This is a genomic window from Frigoribacterium sp. MEB024 (assembly GCF_000878135.1).
Lineage (GTDB): Bacteria > Actinomycetota > Actinomycetes > Actinomycetales > Microbacteriaceae > Frigoribacterium.
Genome location: NZ_JXQZ01000034.1, coordinates 1 through 14445, shown reverse-complemented (window position 1 = coordinate 14445; position 14445 = coordinate 1). Strand labels below are relative to the sequence as shown.

Annotated in this window: 16 protein-coding genes; 12 read left to right on the top strand and 4 right to left on the bottom strand. The window is 72.3% G+C overall.

From position 1 onward, the window contains the following. Positions 1 to 161: 161 nt before the first annotated feature. From SZ60_RS08360 to SZ60_RS08345, 4 genes are all read left to right on the top strand, one after another. On the top strand, positions 162 to 884 hold the full coding sequence (locus SZ60_RS08360; RefSeq protein WP_043595104.1) for a PspA/IM30 family protein: 723 nt from the start codon (positions 162 to 164) through the stop codon (positions 882 to 884). Then, on the top strand, positions 881 to 2020 hold the full coding sequence (locus SZ60_RS08355) for a DUF418 domain-containing protein (RefSeq protein WP_052505251.1): 1140 nt from the start codon (positions 881 to 883) through the stop codon (positions 2018 to 2020). Before SZ60_RS08360 ends, SZ60_RS08355 begins: the two co-directional genes overlap by 4 nt. A gap of 13 nt (positions 2021 to 2033) precedes the next feature. Beyond that, positions 2034 to 2861, top strand: a complete 828-nt coding sequence (locus SZ60_RS08350) for an arginase family protein (protein WP_231567088.1) — start codon at positions 2034 to 2036, stop codon at positions 2859 to 2861. Between the two features lie 62 nt (positions 2862 to 2923). After that, positions 2924 to 3694: a crotonase/enoyl-CoA hydratase family protein gene (locus SZ60_RS08345; RefSeq protein ID WP_043595107.1), complete on the top strand. Its 771-nt coding sequence runs from the start codon at positions 2924 to 2926 to the stop codon at positions 3692 to 3694. Positions 3695 to 3775: 81 nt separating this feature from the next. On the opposite strand, the gene SZ60_RS08340 is transcribed toward SZ60_RS08345, so the two are convergent. Beyond that, positions 3776 to 3946, bottom strand: a complete 171-nt coding sequence (locus SZ60_RS08340; protein ID WP_043595102.1) for a CsbD family protein — start codon at positions 3944 to 3946, stop codon at positions 3776 to 3778. A 193-nt stretch (positions 3947 to 4139) separates the two neighbouring features. On the opposite strand from SZ60_RS08340, the gene SZ60_RS08335 reads away from it, so the two are divergent. Genes SZ60_RS08335 through SZ60_RS08325 form a run of 3 tightly spaced genes read left to right on the top strand, consistent with a single transcriptional unit; the run spans position 4140 to position 6711 of the window. Beyond that, on the top strand, positions 4140 to 5540 hold the full coding sequence (locus SZ60_RS08335) for an NAD(P)/FAD-dependent oxidoreductase (protein WP_043595101.1): 1401 nt from the start codon (positions 4140 to 4142) through the stop codon (positions 5538 to 5540). Beyond that, on the top strand, positions 5537 to 5893 hold the full coding sequence (locus SZ60_RS08330) for a Fe-S oxidoreductase (RefSeq protein WP_231567087.1): 357 nt from the start codon (positions 5537 to 5539) through the stop codon (positions 5891 to 5893). The genes SZ60_RS08335 and SZ60_RS08330 overlap by 4 nt, the downstream gene beginning before the upstream one ends. Further along, positions 5890 to 6711, top strand: coding sequence for an SDR family NAD(P)-dependent oxidoreductase (locus tag SZ60_RS08325; RefSeq protein ID WP_043595100.1), 822 nt, complete (start codon positions 5890 to 5892; stop codon positions 6709 to 6711). The genes SZ60_RS08330 and SZ60_RS08325 overlap by 4 nt, the downstream gene beginning before the upstream one ends. A gap of 73 nt (positions 6712 to 6784) precedes the next feature. On the opposite strand, the gene SZ60_RS08320 is transcribed toward SZ60_RS08325, so the two are convergent. Continuing rightward, positions 6785 to 7735 (bottom strand): siderophore-interacting protein, encoded by a 951-nt coding sequence (locus SZ60_RS08320; RefSeq protein ID WP_043595099.1) that lies wholly within the window; start codon positions 7733 to 7735, stop codon positions 6785 to 6787. Between the two features lie 13 nt (positions 7736 to 7748). Then, positions 7749 to 8177 carry an SIP domain-containing protein gene (locus tag SZ60_RS08315; RefSeq protein WP_043595098.1) on the bottom strand — a complete coding sequence of 143 codons (429 nt, stop codon included), beginning with the start codon at positions 8175 to 8177 and terminating at the stop codon, positions 7749 to 7751. Between the two features lie 285 nt (positions 8178 to 8462). Between SZ60_RS08315 and SZ60_RS08310 the strand changes: the two genes are divergently transcribed. The 5 genes from SZ60_RS08310 to SZ60_RS08290 are packed head-to-tail and all read left to right on the top strand — an operon-like array spanning position 8463 to position 13441. Next, positions 8463 to 9962, top strand: a complete 1500-nt coding sequence (locus tag SZ60_RS08310) for an ABC transporter substrate-binding protein (RefSeq protein WP_043595097.1) — start codon at positions 8463 to 8465, stop codon at positions 9960 to 9962. Beyond that, positions 9959 to 10912: an ABC transporter permease gene (locus SZ60_RS08305; protein WP_043595096.1), complete on the top strand. Its 954-nt coding sequence runs from the start codon at positions 9959 to 9961 to the stop codon at positions 10910 to 10912. Before SZ60_RS08310 ends, SZ60_RS08305 begins: the two co-directional genes overlap by 4 nt. Further along, a complete protein-coding gene (locus tag SZ60_RS08300; protein WP_043595095.1) occupies positions 10909 to 11862 on the top strand; it encodes an ABC transporter permease in 954 nt (317 codons plus the stop codon). Before SZ60_RS08305 ends, SZ60_RS08300 begins: the two co-directional genes overlap by 4 nt. Continuing rightward, complete coding sequence (locus SZ60_RS08295) at positions 11859 to 12638, top strand: ABC transporter ATP-binding protein (RefSeq protein WP_043595094.1); 780 nt, start codon at positions 11859 to 11861, stop codon at positions 12636 to 12638. Before SZ60_RS08300 ends, SZ60_RS08295 begins: the two co-directional genes overlap by 4 nt. Beyond that, positions 12635 to 13441 carry an ABC transporter ATP-binding protein gene (locus tag SZ60_RS08290; RefSeq protein WP_231567086.1) on the top strand — a complete coding sequence of 269 codons (807 nt, stop codon included), beginning with the start codon at positions 12635 to 12637 and terminating at the stop codon, positions 13439 to 13441. Before SZ60_RS08295 ends, SZ60_RS08290 begins: the two co-directional genes overlap by 4 nt. Positions 13442 to 13495: 54 nt before the next feature. Here the strand turns inward: SZ60_RS08290 and SZ60_RS08285 are convergent. Then, on the bottom strand, positions 13496 to 14445 hold a 950-nt coding region (locus SZ60_RS08285; protein ID WP_043595093.1), incomplete at its 5' end, for an amidase.

The following is a 14445-nucleotide window of genomic DNA, read 5'->3' as shown; positions in this document are numbered from 1 at the left end:
GGCGGCGGAGGCGGCTTCGGCGGCGGGGGTGGCGGCGGCGGCCGCAGCTCCGGCGGCGGCCGGTTCTAGGTCCGCTCGCCCCACCCCGCCCCGCCCGCACGAGCAGCACCACGAGTACGACGAGCACCACCCCACGGCACCACCTCTCGAAAGGACGCACCATGGCAAAGCAGTCGATCTTCGGACGCATCGCGCAACTGACCCGCGCGAACATCAACGGCCTGCTCGACCAGGCCGAGGACCCCAGCACGATGCTGGACCAGATGGTCCGCGACTACACCAACAGCATCGCCGAGGCCGAAGAGGCCGTCGCGACCACCATCGGCAACCTGCGCCTGCTCGAGCAGGACCACGCCGAGGACGTCGCCGCCGCCGCGGACTGGGAGCGCAAGGCACTCGCCGCGAGCAACAAGGCCGACGAACTGCGTTCGTCGGGCAACACGGTCGACGCCGACAAGTTCGACGCCCTCGCCCGCGTGGCGCTCGGCAAGCAGCTGCAGAGCGAGAAGGAGGCGAAGACCGCCGAACCGCAGATCGCCTCCCAGACCGACGTCGTCGACAAGCTCAAGACGGGCCTCACCGGCATGCGGTCCAAGCTCGACCAGCTCGCCGCCAAGCGTGACGAGCTCAACGCTCGCTCGAAGACGGTCGAGGCGCAGACCAAGGTCGCCGACGCCGTCCAGAGCATCGACATCCTCGACCCGACGAGCGAGATCAGCCGCTTCGAGGACAAGGTCCGCCGCGAAGAGGCCAAGATGCTCGGTCGTCAAGAACTCGCCGCCTCGAGCCTCGATGCGCAGTTCGAGAGCCTGGACGACCTCGGCGAGCAGACCGAGGTCGACGCCCGCCTGGCCGCCCTCAAGCTCGGCGCGCTCGACAAGTGAGCCAGCCGCTGCCCCGCACTCCGGCACCGGTGGACGTCCCGCCGGTGCCGGCGCGCCGGGCGGCACCCCGCCTGATGGGAGTCGACGTCGCCCGCGGCCTCGCCGTGATCGGGATGTTCGCCGCCCACATGTGGCCTCGGCTGCTGCTCGACGAGCGCGTCTTCGACGGGCGGTCGGCGATCCTCTTCGCGACCCTCGCGGGGGTCTCGCTCGGGCTCATGTCAGGAGGCGCGAGGCCGACGCCCCGCGGCACTCGAGGGCGGGTCGTCGGCGGCATCGCCATCCGTGCCGGGCTGTTGATCGTTCTCGGCCTCGCCCTGCAGGCCTGGAATCCCTACCTCCTGGTGATCCTGCCGTACTACGGGGTCATGTTCGTCCTGGCGCTGGGGCTGCTGTTCGCCCCTCGGACCGTGCTGCTCGCGGCGGCGGCGCTGCTCGCCGTCGTGGCCCCGTGGCTGGCCTCGTTCGTCCCCGTCGACGCCTACGGCGACACCGCCTTGTCCGGCGCCCCCGGTCTCGCGACCGAGGCCCTCCTGGTCGGCGCCTACCCGGCTCTGGTCTGGACGCCCTTCGTGCTCGTCGGTCTCGCCGCGGCGCGCTCCGACCTCACCCGCACCCGCACCCAGGTCACGCTGCTCGTCGTCGGGACGTCGGCCGCGATCGTGGGGTACTCGGCGCGCTTCCTGCCCGGCGCCTCCTCGGTCCCCTGGCTCGACCCGGCCGACCACGAGGGCATGCCGGCCGAGATCGTGGGCTCGGGCGGCGTCGCCGCCGCCGTGCTCGGGCTGCTGTTGCTCGCCACCACCGCGCGTCGTCCCGTGACGCCCGAGCGGCAGGGACGAGGAGGCGCGGCTGCGGTCGTCCGCACCGTCCTGCGACCCCTCGCGGCCACGGGCGCGCAACCGCTCACCGTCTACACGGCCCACGTGCTGATCACCGCGCCGCTGTTCACCGTGTACCGGTTGTCCGACCCGACCGCCGCCTACGGCCTTCCCCTGGTCCACCTGGTCGTCGCCGTCGTCCTCACGCTCCTCTACGCCACCCTCTGGCAGCGGTTCGTCGGGCGGGGGCCCCTCGAACGCGCCGTCGGTGCACTGAGTCGCCCCTGGGCCTGGAGCACGGGCACCCGCTCGTGACAGACTGACGCCCGTGAGGTTCGTCGTGGTTCCACAGTGGCAGGGTTCTCCGTCGTCGCGTGCGATGCGGCTGGCCGAAGGCGCCTACGCCGTCCTCGGCGACCTGCCGTCGACGGCCACCACGGTGGTCGAGGTCCCGGTGGGTGCGGGCGACTCGCTCGGCACGCGCGTGCACCGGCTCTCGTCGGTCCTCACCATCGCCGAGTCCGTCGGGCGCGAGCTGCGGACCGACGACTCCCCCGCCATCGTGGTCGGCGGTGACTGCGGCGTCGAGTTCGCGGCCGTCCGTCACGCCGTCACCCCCCGCACCGCCGTCGTCTGGTTCGACGCCCACCCCGACCTGCACAGTCCACGCAGCAGCGAAAGCGGTGCCTTCAGCGGCATGGTGCTGCGGGCCCTGATCGGCGACGCCACCGAAGACCTCCCGACCATCGGATCCGGCCCGACGCCCGAACCGCTCGACCCCGCCCGTGTGGTGCTCGCGGGGGCGCGCAGCTACGACGACGCCGAAGATCGCTACATCGAGAGTCGCCACGTCCCGTCGGTGTCGTCGCTCGACTTCGACCCCGCCGAGGTCGTCGCCGCCGTCGAGGCCTCGGGCGCCACCGAGGTCTACCTGCACGTCGACCTCGACGTGCTCGACCCGGGGGTGATCGAGGGTCTGCTCGACCCCCAGCCGTTCGGCCTCGAGCTGAGCGTCCTGATCGAGACGATCACGGCCTTGAAAGAACGGTTCACCCTCGTCGGTGCCGGCCTGTGCTCGTTCGCACCGGTCGACGCCGCGGCGGCCTCCGACGACATGGGCGCGATCCTGCGCATCCTCGGGGCCCTCTCGCGATGAGTGCCGGCCCGACGAACACCGACCCGGCAGACCGCGCCGCCTCGGGCGAGGACCGTCCGCGCGTGACGGTCGAGCGCGACGGTCACGTGCTGCTGATCGGCCTCGACCGGCCCGAGAAGCGCAACGCCGCCGACCTCCGGATGCTGCGCGAGCTGGCCCTGGCCTACGGCGAGCTCGACCGTGACCCCGACCTGCGCGTCGGGCTGCTCTTCGCCCACGGGGAGCACTTCACCGCCGGCCTCGATCTCGGCGACGTGGTGCCCGCGGTGACGGCCGAGGGCCTCGACGTCGTCCCCGAGGGGGGCCTCGACCCATGGCAGGTGCACGGTCGTCAGGTGAGCAAACCCGTGGTCATGGCCGTGCAGGGCACCTGCCTGACGCTCGGGGTAGAACTCGCGCTGGCGAGCGACGTCGTGGTGGCGAGCCGCGACGCCCGCTTCGGCCAGATCGAGGTGAGCCGGGCGATCCTCCCGTTCGGCGGCGCGACCGTCCGCCTCCCCCGCCGGGTCGGTTGGGGCGACGCCATGCGGTACTTGCTGACCGGCGACCTCCTCGACGCCGAGGAGGCGCGGCGCATCGGGGTCGTGCAAGACCTGGTCGACGTCGGATCGGCTTTCGACCACGCCCTCGACCTCGCCCGACGGATCGCGGCGCAGGCCCCCCTGGCCGTGCAGGCGACCCTGGCGAACGCCCGACTCGCGGTCCGCGAGGGCGACGCCGCGGCCGAGGCCCGTCTGCAGCCCGAGCTCGTGCGGCTGCTCGCGTCGGACGACGCCCGGATCGGGTTCGAAGCCTTCGCGTCGCGGACCGCCGCGGAGTTCACGGGACGCTGACCGCGCCTCCTCGGCCGTGGGCACACGAAAGAGCCCGCCCACCCCAGAGGGTGGACGGGCTCGAGAACGAGGCGGATCGGCCTACTTGAAGACGTCCTTGACGTCTTCGCCGACCTTCTTGGCGGAGGCACCGGCCTGGTCCTTCTGACCTTCGGCCTTCAGCTCGTCGTCGCCCTTGCGGTCGCCGAGAGCTTCTTTCGCCTTGCCGGCGATGTCCTGAGCGGCGTTCTTGATCTTGTCGTCGAGTCCCATGTGTGCCTCCTCGTAGGTTGACGCGCTCCGCCGCAAGGATCGCGGTGGTGCGCTGATGTGAGGGACGCTACCCGCGCCTCCCGGATCTCGCTCAGGCCGTTCAGGAAAGACCCAGGAGGGTTTCACGAAACGGCCATGCCCCCGGGTGGACCCGCCTGAGAACGCAGGACCCGGTGAGACTAGCGTCGGGGCCATGACGACTTATGACCTCATCGTGATCGGAGCCGGCGCTGTCGGCGAGAACGTGGCCGACTACGCCACCCGCAACGGCCTCAAGGTGGGCCTCGTCGAAGCCGAGCTCGTCGGTGGCGAGTGCTCGTACTGGGCGTGCATGCCCTCGAAGGCGCTGCTGCGGTCCAGCGCCGTCGTCCGTGCCGCCAAGACGCTCGACGGGGCCAAGCAGGCCGTGACCGGCGACGTCGACGTCGCCGCCGTGCTGCGTCGCCGTGACTCGTTCACCAGCAACTGGGACGACTCGGGCCAGGCCGACTGGGTCGAGGGCGCCGGGATCGACCTGATCCGCGGTCACGCCACCATCACCGGCGTCAAAGAGGTCACGGTGAACGGCGAGGTGCACCAGGCGAAGTACGCGGTCGCCGCCGTGACCGGTTCGTCGGCTCTGTTGCCCGACATCCCCGGTCTCGCCGAGGCGAAGCCCTGGACCAGCCGCGAGGCCACCAGTGTCAAGTCGATGCCGCAGAGCGTCGTCATCGTCGGCGGCGGCGTCGTCGCGGCCGAGATGGCCACGGCGTACCAGCAGCTCGGCTCCACCGTCACCCTGATCGCGCGCAGCGGTCTGCTCGGCGGGCAGGAGCCCTTCGCCGGCGAACTCGTCGCCGACTCGCTGCGCGGTCTCGGCGTCGACGTGCGCCTCGGCGTCTCGCCCTCGAACGTGCTGCGCACCGAGCACGACACGGTCGAGGTCACTCTCGACGACGACTCGACGGTGATCGCCGACGAGATCATCGTCGCGACCGGCCGCGTGCCCCGCACCACCGACCTCGGCCTCGAGAACGTCGGGTTGACCCCCGGCGAGTGGCTCGACGTCGACGACACCATGCTCGTCAAGGGCACCGACTGGCTCTACGGCGTGGGCGACGTCAACCACCGCGCGCTGCTGACCCACCAGGGCAAGTACCAGGCCCGCGCCGCCGGCGAGGTCATCGCCGCCCGCGCGTTCGGCAAGCCCGTGCAGGCCGAGCCGTGGGGCGCCCACGTCGCCACCGCCGACGACGCGGCCGTGCCGCAGGTCACCTTCACCGACCCCGAGGTCGCGAGCGTCGGCCTCACCGCCGACGCCGCCGGCAAGCGCGGCATCGACGTCAGGGTCGTTGACTACGACCTCGCCGCGGTCGCCGGTTCGGCGATCCACTCGGACGAGTACAAGGGCCAGGCGCGGCTCGTCGTCGACGAGTCCCGCAGGGTGATCGTCGGTGCGACCTTCGTCGGCCCGGACGTCAGCGACCTGCTGCACGCCGCCACGATCGCCGTCGTCGGCGAGGTGCCGATCGACCGGCTGTGGCACGCCGTCCCGTCGTACCCGACGGTGAGCGAAGTCTGGCTGCGCCTGCTCGACGCCTACGGCCGTCCGTGAAGAACCCCCTGCTCGACTCCCCGATCTCGCGACTCGGCTGCGCCTGGGCGACGGCCGTCGGTCTCGCGGTCGGGGTGCCGCTCAGCGTGGGGCGGGTCCGCGTGGTCGGTGACCTGATCGTGTGTAGCGGACTGCCCCGCTGGGCGTTCAAGCGGGGTGGCACCTGTGTCGGTCGGGTCTACCTGACCCGGGACAACGACGGGCCGCGCGTCCTCGAACACGAGGCCGTGCACGTCCGTCAGTGGCGCAGGTACGGCATGCTGATGCCCGTACTGTACTTCCTGGCCGGCAGCGACCCGCTGTCGAACAGATTCGAGATCGAGGCCGGCCTCGAGAAGGGCGGATATCGATGACCCGCACCGTGATCATCACCGGGGCGAGCAGCGGCATCGGCCGCGAGGCCGCCCGCGAGCTCGCGAAGGGCGGCGCCGAGATCGGTGTCGTCGGGCGCGATCCCGAGCGCACGCAGGCCGTCGCCGACGAGGTGGGCGGAACGGCCTTCCTGGTCGACTACGACCGACTCGACGACGTCCGGTCGCTGGCCGACCGGTTGCTCGACCGCTACCCGCGGATCGACGCCCTCGCGAACAACGCCGGCGGTCTCGTCAGCGAACGGGGCGTCACGGCGGACGGCTTCGAGCGCACCCTGCAGTCGAACCACCTCGCACCGTTCCTCCTGACCCGGCTGCTCCTGCCCCGCCTCGTCGAGAGCGGGGGCCGCGTCGTCTCGACGGCGAGCACGGCCAACCTGCTGGGCCACGTGCGGCTGGACGACCTCAACTGGTCGAAGCGTCGCTGGGGCGGTGGGTGGCGCCAGTACGGCACGACCAAGATCGAGACGGTCCTCTTCATCCGCGAGCTGGCGAAGCGCACCGGGCTCGAGGCGTTCTCGTTCCACCCGGGCATCGTGGTCACCGGGTTCGGTTCGGACTCGCGCTCGATGCGGGTCGCGAACGTGCTGACCAACGGCAACTACGGCATCTCGGCCCCGGCCGGTGCCGTGCCGCTGATCCAGCTCGCCGGGCCCACGACGATCGCGGTCGAGAGCGGCACCTACTTCGACCAGCTGAAGCCCCACGGCCGCCTGCACCGCCAGGCGACCGACCCGCTGCTCGCCGAGGCCCTCTGGGAGCGCAGCTCCGAGCTCGTCGGCCTGCCCGTCGAGATCTGAGCGCGACCCAAGCACGAAACGCAGGAGGCGCGACCGACGTGGTCGCGCCTCCTTCGTCGTCGAGGGCCTCGCGTCAGGACTCGGACTTGCCGACCCGCCAGTAGCCCATGAAGGCGACCTGGCGCCGGTCGACGCCGACCTCGCTGACGAGGAAGCGACGGAGCGTCTTGATCGCCCCCGCCTCGCCCGCGAACCAGGCGTAGAGGTCGGAGCTGACGGCGGCACCGTGCGGGTCGTCGCCCTGCGGGACGTCCCAGAGCAGGTCGTGGTCGACGTCGACCTCGCTCACCTCGACGCCGTGGTGCCAGGCGGTGACGTAGCGGGCCGTCCAGCGACGGACGGCGATCACCAGGGCCTCACCGTGGCCGGACGTGGCGTCCCGCCTCGGCAGCCAGTGGACGTCGACACCGGGAGGCGCGACGAGGTCGAGCTCGTCGGCCGCGGTCGGGATCTCGATGAAGACGCACCCCTTGGCGTCGGTCGGCAGTGCTTCGACGATGGAGCAGATCGCCGGGGCCGCCGTCTCGTCACCGGCCAACAGGACGGTGCGTGCGTCACCCGGTGACCACTCGACCCCGCTGCCCGTGACGCCGCTCGTCGCGTCGGGACCGATCAGCACGAGGTCGTCGCCGACCCGGGCACGACCGGCCCAGGCCGAGGCGGGGCCGGTGTCGCCGTGGCAGACGAAGTCGACGTCGACCTCGCGCAGCGCAGGGCGGGCGGCTCGCGCGGTGTAGGTGCGGAAGACGTTCTGCTGCTCGGACGGCAGGGCGCGCCACGAGGCGTACCAGTCGTCGGTGGGGAACGTGTCGTAGCCGGTGGCCTCGAGGGGCAGCACGACCTTGATGCGCTGGTCGAGACCGTCGACCCCGAAGTCGCCCAGGTCGTCGCCGGTGAACGTGATGCGCACGAACGACGGGGCGAGGCGACGGACGGCCGCGACCCGGACGCGGTAGGGACGGTGGGCCGGCTTCGCCGGGCGCTCGACGGTGGCGGTGGCGGTGGCGGTGGACGTGATCGTCATCGAGGGGCGCCGCTCAGGCGTCGGCGGGCGTGCCGACGTGGAAGAGCTCGTGCAGGTCGTGCCGCAGGTCGTAGGCGAACGAGGGCGGGCCGCCGATCCAGACGACGTGGTCGCCCGTCGCGACGGTCTCGGGTTCGACGTACATCTCGCCGAGCCAGGCCCGGACCGCCCGCTCGAGGGCCTGACCGGGGGCACAGGCGGTGCTGGTGCCGGGCACGCCCGAGCGGCGGTCACGGGCGAGCCAGGTCACCGTGACGCGACCCGGCGAGGCGAGCGGCACGACGTCGTCGGCGCTCTCGACCTCGACGAACACCTGACCCCGGGCGCAGATCGGAAGGACCGAGAGCATCTCTCGCAGGACGGGGATCGACGTCGCGTCTGCGGCGAACAGGACGCGCAGGGCGTCGTGCGGCAGGGGCGGGTTCTGGTCTACGAGGATCATGTCCCCTTCAATATAGGTAAGGCTTGCCTCATCCGCCACACGGGTCTCTCGATTGACAGCGACCTCGCTGCCGTGATGGTAAGTTCTGTCGGGTTCGGGAGTCCGTCAGCGACGCCCGGCACAAGGGGCCGTACCGTGTCCGACAGCAACACGGTGGCGGATCGCGTGGACCGGTTCAGCAGCGACCGGGACTCCCCCGCCGAACGACCGAGGGGCTCTCCCGCGCCCCCGGTCCCTCGTCGCCGTGGACGATCCGCCACGGCCATCCCCGGAAGGCCCCACCAGGTGCGCACCCTCCCCCTCTCCGCCGCCGTCGCCGCGCTGTTGCTCGTCGTGACGGGCTGCTCGTCCGCCTCGTCCCCCGACGGGTCGGGCACCCCCGACCCCGACGCGACCGTCACGGTCGGTCTCGTGCTCGAGCCGAGCGACCTCGACATCCGCACCACGGCCGGCATCGCCCTCGACCAGGTGCTGATCGACAACGTCTACCAGGGCCTCGTGGGCCGCACGCAGGACAACGAGATCCGCGACGTGCTGGCCGCGAGCCACACGGTCAGCGACGACGGCCTCACCTACACGTTCACGCTGCACGACGGCGTGACCTTCCACGACGGTGCCGCGATGACGGCCGACGACGTCGTCTGGTCACTGTCTCAGGTCAAGGACGACGCCTCGCTCGCGAACCACGCCGACCTCGCCGCCGTCTCGACCGTCACGGCGCCCGCCGCCGACACGGTCGTGCTCACACTCTCGCGACCCGACTCGTCCCTGCTGTTCGACCTCACGGGGCGGGCCGGTCTCGTGCTGCAGCAGTCGGCGACGAACGACCTCTCGACGACGGCGAACGGCACCGGCCCCTTCGAGCTGACGAGCTGGCGACAGGGCGACAACTTGCAGCTCGGACGCTTCGACGACTACTGGGGCACCCCGGCGAAGGTCGCGGGCGTCACTTTCCGTTACGTGACCGACCCGTCCGCGGCGATCAACGCCTCGATCTCGGGCGACGTCGACGTGCAGACCGCGGTCGACGCGACCCTGTCGAGCCAGCTCGACGGCGTGGACGGCATCACGCTCGAGAAGGGCAGGACGACCGACAAGTACACGCTCGCGTTCAACAACGCCGTCGCACCCTTCACCGACGCGAAGGTCCGCAAGGCCCTGCGACTCGCGATCGACAACGACGCACTGATCGCCGCCGTCGGCGGGTCGGCCGTCGACCAGGGCGGCCCGATCCCCGAGCTCGACCCCGGCTACGAAGACCTCACGAGCGTCGACGCCTACGACCCCGACGAGGCGAAGAGCCTGCTCGCCGAGGCCGGCCACGACGGCGACCTGTCGCTCACCCTCGAGTACCCCAACGTCTACCCGACCGCGATCGGCGACGTGCTGACGACGCAGCTCAAGGCCGTCGGCGTCACGCTGACGGTGCAGCAGGTCGACTTCAGCACCTGGCTCGACGTTGTCTACGTGAACAAGGACTTCGAGCTCAGCATGGTGAACCACGCCGAGACCCACGACTTCTCGAACTGGGCGAACCCGGACTACTACTGGGGCTACGACAGTGCGCCCGTGCAGCAGCTCTACGCCGAGTCGATCGCGGCCACCGACCCGCAGGTCGCCGACGAGAAGTTGGCCGAGGCGGCGAAGATCGTCTCGGACGACGCCCCCGCCGAGTGGCTCTACACGGCCACCACGCTGACGGCGATCCACGACGGAGTCACCGGGTTCCCGACGAGCTCGACCACGACCCGCCTCGACCTGGCTGACCTGGCCACGACGGAGTGACCCGCTTCGTCGTCGGCCGCCTGCTCCTCTTCGTCGGGGGGCTGGCCGTCGCGAGCGTGCTGATCTTCGCGACCCTGCGGTTGCTGCCGGGAGACGTCGCCCAGGCGATCGCCGGGACGACCGGCTCGCCCGAGCAGGTGGCCGCCCTGCGTCAGCAGCTCGGCCTGGACCGGCCCGTCGTGGTGCAGTACCTCGACTGGGCCGGCGGGCTGGTGCGACTCGACCTGGGCGAGTCGCTCGTCACCGGCACGCCGGTGATCGACGAGGTGCTCGACAAGCTGGCCGTCACCCTCCCGCTCGCGGCGCTCTCCCTGGTCTTCGGGTTGCTGATCGGCATCCCGCTCGGCGTGACGAGCGCGCTCCGCCGCGGCCGCGCCTCCGGGGTCGTCCTCGGCACGGGGGCCCAGCTGCTGGCGGCCGTCCCGGTCGTCTGGGCGGGGATGCTGCTGATCGGCGTCTTCGCCGTGACGCTGCGGCTGCTGCCCACGCAGGGATTCCCGGCCGACGGGTGGAGCGAGCCCGGGCGGGCGCTGCGCTCGCTCGTGCTGCCGGCCCTGACCATCGGCATCGTCGAGGGGGCCGTCCTGCTGCGCTTCACGCGCTCGGCGGCGCTCGGGGCCCTCGACCAGGACTACGTGCGGACGGCCGCCGCCAACGGCATGACCCGGTCACGTGCCCTCGTGAAGCACGGGCTGCCGAACGTCATGCTCAGCGTCGTGTCGATCCTCGGCCTGCAGGTGGCGGGCCTCATCGTGTCGGCCGTCGTCATCGAGCAGCTGTTCACGCTGCCGGGACTCGGCCGCATGCTGGTGACCGACGTCGGTCGCCGTGACCTGACGAAGGTGCAGGGTGAACTGATGACGTTGACCACGCTCGTGCTGTTCATCGGCCTCGTGATCGACCTCGTGCACCGACGGCTCGACCCGCGCCTCCGCGAGGGCGATCGATGAGGCGCGGTGCGTTCATCCGCGAGCTGCTGCGTCGACCGCAGGGCGCGTTCGGCGTCGGCTGGCTGACCCTGATCGTCCTGTCGGCCCTGGTCAGCCGGGTCTGGACCCCGCTCGACCCGTTCGACACCGACCCGTACTCGGCCTGGCTGACGCCCTCGTTCGGGCACCCCTTCGGCACCGACTCGGTCGGCCGGGACATCTTCAGCTACGTCTTCGCGGCCACCGGGACGACGGTCGTGGTCGCCGTCGCCTCGGGCGTGGTCGCCACCGTGGTCGGGGTCGGCCTGGCCGCCCTGGGCTCGTTGACGGCCCGCTGGGTGCGCGAGTCGGTCGCCGTGCTGATCGACGTGCTCGTGGCGTTCCCGACGCTCCTGATCGCCATGGCCCTCGCCGCGGCGTTCGGCGGGTCGCTCACCGTCGTGGTCGTCGCCGTGGGCGTCGGCTACGGCGTGACGATCGCCCGGGTCAGCCGGTCCGAGATCCGCCAGGTCGCGCGGACCGACTACGTGCTCGCCGCCCGCGCGAACGGGCTCGGCACCGGGGCCGTGTTGCGTCGCCACGTGCTGCCGAACATCGCGCCCGTCGTCGTCGTCCAGCTCTCGCTGTCGATGGCCACGAGCGTGCTCGCCGAGGCGGGGCTGTCGTTCCTCGGCTACGGCGCCCCCGCCGACACCGCCTCGTGGGGGCGCCTGCTGAGCGACCTGCAGAAGTTCATCGGCGTGCACCCCGGCTCGGTCGTCTGGCCCGGGCTGGCCATCACGCTGACCGTGCTGGCGCTCAACCTGCTGGGCGACGCCGTGCGCGACGCCTCCGATCCCCGGCTGCGGTCCCGGCGGACGGGACGCGGCACCCCGGGCTCCCCCTCGACGCCGGCTCCGTCCACCGCTCCCCCGCGGGCGACCGCCCCGGGTGCCGCGGGCACCCCGACCACCCCGGGGGTCGTCTCGTGAGCCTCGTGATCGACGACCTGACCGTCACCGTCGGCGACCGCCGCGTCGTCGACGGCCTCTCGCTGGACGTGCCCGACGGGGCGCGGGTCGGGCTGATCGGCGAGTCCGGCTCGGGGAAGTCGATGACGACGCTGGCCGTCCTCGGCCTGCTGCCCGACGGCGCCCGCGCCACGGGCAGCATCCGGCTGGACGGGCGCGAGCTGCTCGGGGCGTCCGAGCGCGAGCTGGCCGGCCTGCGCGGCCGCGTCGTCGGCACGGTCTTCCAGGACCCCCGCACGGCCCTCGACCCCGTCGTCACCGTCGGGCGGCAGATCGCCGAGCCCCTCCGCCTGCACGGCCGCGTCGGTCGCCGCGACGCCCGCGCCCGGGCGGTGGCCGCCGCCGCCGAGGTCGGCCTGCCCGACCCCGAGGCCGTCGTCGACCTCTACCCGCACCAGCTCTCGGGCGGTCAGCGGCAGCGCGTCGGCATCGCCATGGCCCTGATCAACCGGCCAGGGCTCGTGCTCGCCGACGAACCGACCACGGCCCTCGACGTCACGACGCAGGCCGAGGTGCTCGCGCTCTTCCAGCGCCTGGTCGACGAGCAGCGGACGTCGCTGCTCTTCGTCACGCACGACCTCGCGGTGCTCTCGCTCATCACCGACCACGCGGCGGTGCTGTCGCACGGGCGCGTCGTCGAGCGCGGCCCCGTCGAGCAGCTGCTGCACCGCCCCGAGCACGAGGTCACCCGCGGACTCGTCGAGGCCACGAGGGCGACGACCTGGAGGGCCTCGTGAGCGACCCGACGACCGCACCGGCGCCTCCTCTGCTCGTCGCCCGGGGCCTCACCCGCACCTTCACGCTGCCGCGCCGGTCGCCATTCCAGCCGGGACCGGTGCGCCACGCGCTCGTCGACGCCGACCTCGAGGTCGCGGCCGGCGAGAGCGTCGCCCTCATCGGCGAGTCGGGCTCGGGCAAGTCGACACTCGTGCGCCTGCTGCTCGCCCTCGACCGGGCGACCTCGGGCACCGTGACGTTCGACGGCCGGACGGTCGCCCCGGACCGCGCGTCCCGCCTGCGCTGGCTGAGGCGGCAGACCGGGATCGTCCTGCAGGACCCCTACAGCTCGCTCGACCCCCGCATGCGCGTCGGCGACACCGTGGCCGAGCCGCTGCGTGCGCTGAGCGTCGAGGGCGACCACGACCGCCTGGTGGCCGAGATGCTCGAGCGCGTGGGTCTGGCGGCGCGCGACGCCGAGGCCTGGCCCCACGAATTCAGTGGCGGCCAACGGCAGCGCATCGCCCTGGCCCGGGCCCTCGTGCACCGGCCGCGGCTGCTGATCGGCGACGAGCCCATGAGTGCTCTCGACGTCACCGTGCGGGCGCAGATCCTCGACCTGCTGCGCGAGCTGCGCGACGAACGCGGGCTGTCGCTGCTGCTCGTCTCTCACGACATCGGGCTCGTGCAGCACCTCGCCGACCGGGTCGCCGTGCTGCGCGACGGTCGCGTCGTCGAGCAGGGGGTCACCGACGACGTGTTGCGCCGACCGCAGCACGACTACACGCGGACGCTCGTCGACTCGGTGCCGACGCTCGACTGAGACCACGGCTCGTCACAGGGCGGCAGGTCGACTCGTCACAGGGCGCAGGCGGGCTCACCACATCGGCGGGTGCCGACGCTGCCACCGCAGCCGCCGCTCGAGCTGGGCGCCGATCGCGAGCAGGACGTCCTCGCGTCCGGGTCGCCCGATCAGCTGCACGCCGGCGGGCACGCCGTCGACCTCGCCCACCGGGAGGCTGATCGCGGGCAACCCGGCCACGTTGACGAACGATGTGAACGGCGAGTACAGGCACTGCTGCTCGAAGTTGCGTTCGGCGTCCTCGGCGTCGTACCAGCCGATCGGGCGCGGCACCATCGCGAGCGTCGGCGTCAGGACGGCGTCGAAGGCCGAGAACCGCTCGATGACGGCGCGCTCGAACGCCGCGAGCCCGACGAGCGCCGCCGACAGCTCGCGTGCCGTCACGCGTCGGCCCTGCTCGACCAGCCACCGGGTGATCGGCTCGAGCAGCGCCAGCTCGGCCTCGCTCTCGGCCGGGATGCCCGCCGCCCCCGCCTGCCAGATCGTGCGGAAGAGCGCCGGGTAGTCCGACGACGGCAGGCTGGTCTCGTCGACCCCGTGCCCCATCGTCGCGAGCAGGTCGGCGGTCTCGCCGAGGACGCCCAGGAGGCGCGGGTCGACCCGGACGTCGAACGCGTCGTCCCAGGGGCTGGTCGTCATGACCGCGATCTGGAAGCGTCCCTCGCCGCGCACGGCGGTGCCGAGATAGGCACCGTCGGGTGACAGCGGAGCCCAGAGCGCCTGGTGGTGCCGCGGGTCGCGACCGTCGGGCGACACCATGGCGTCGAGCAGCAGGGCGGCGTCGGCCACGGAGCGAGCCAGCGCCCCGCCGACCGGCAGGCCCGCGAGGCTGGTCAGACCCGACTGCGCCGGCACCCGCCCCCGCGAGGGCTTGAGGCCGACGAGGCCCGTGGCGGCCGCCGGGATGCGGATGCTGCCGCCGCCGTCCGAGCCGGGCGCGAACGGCAGCAGCCCGGCGGCGACAG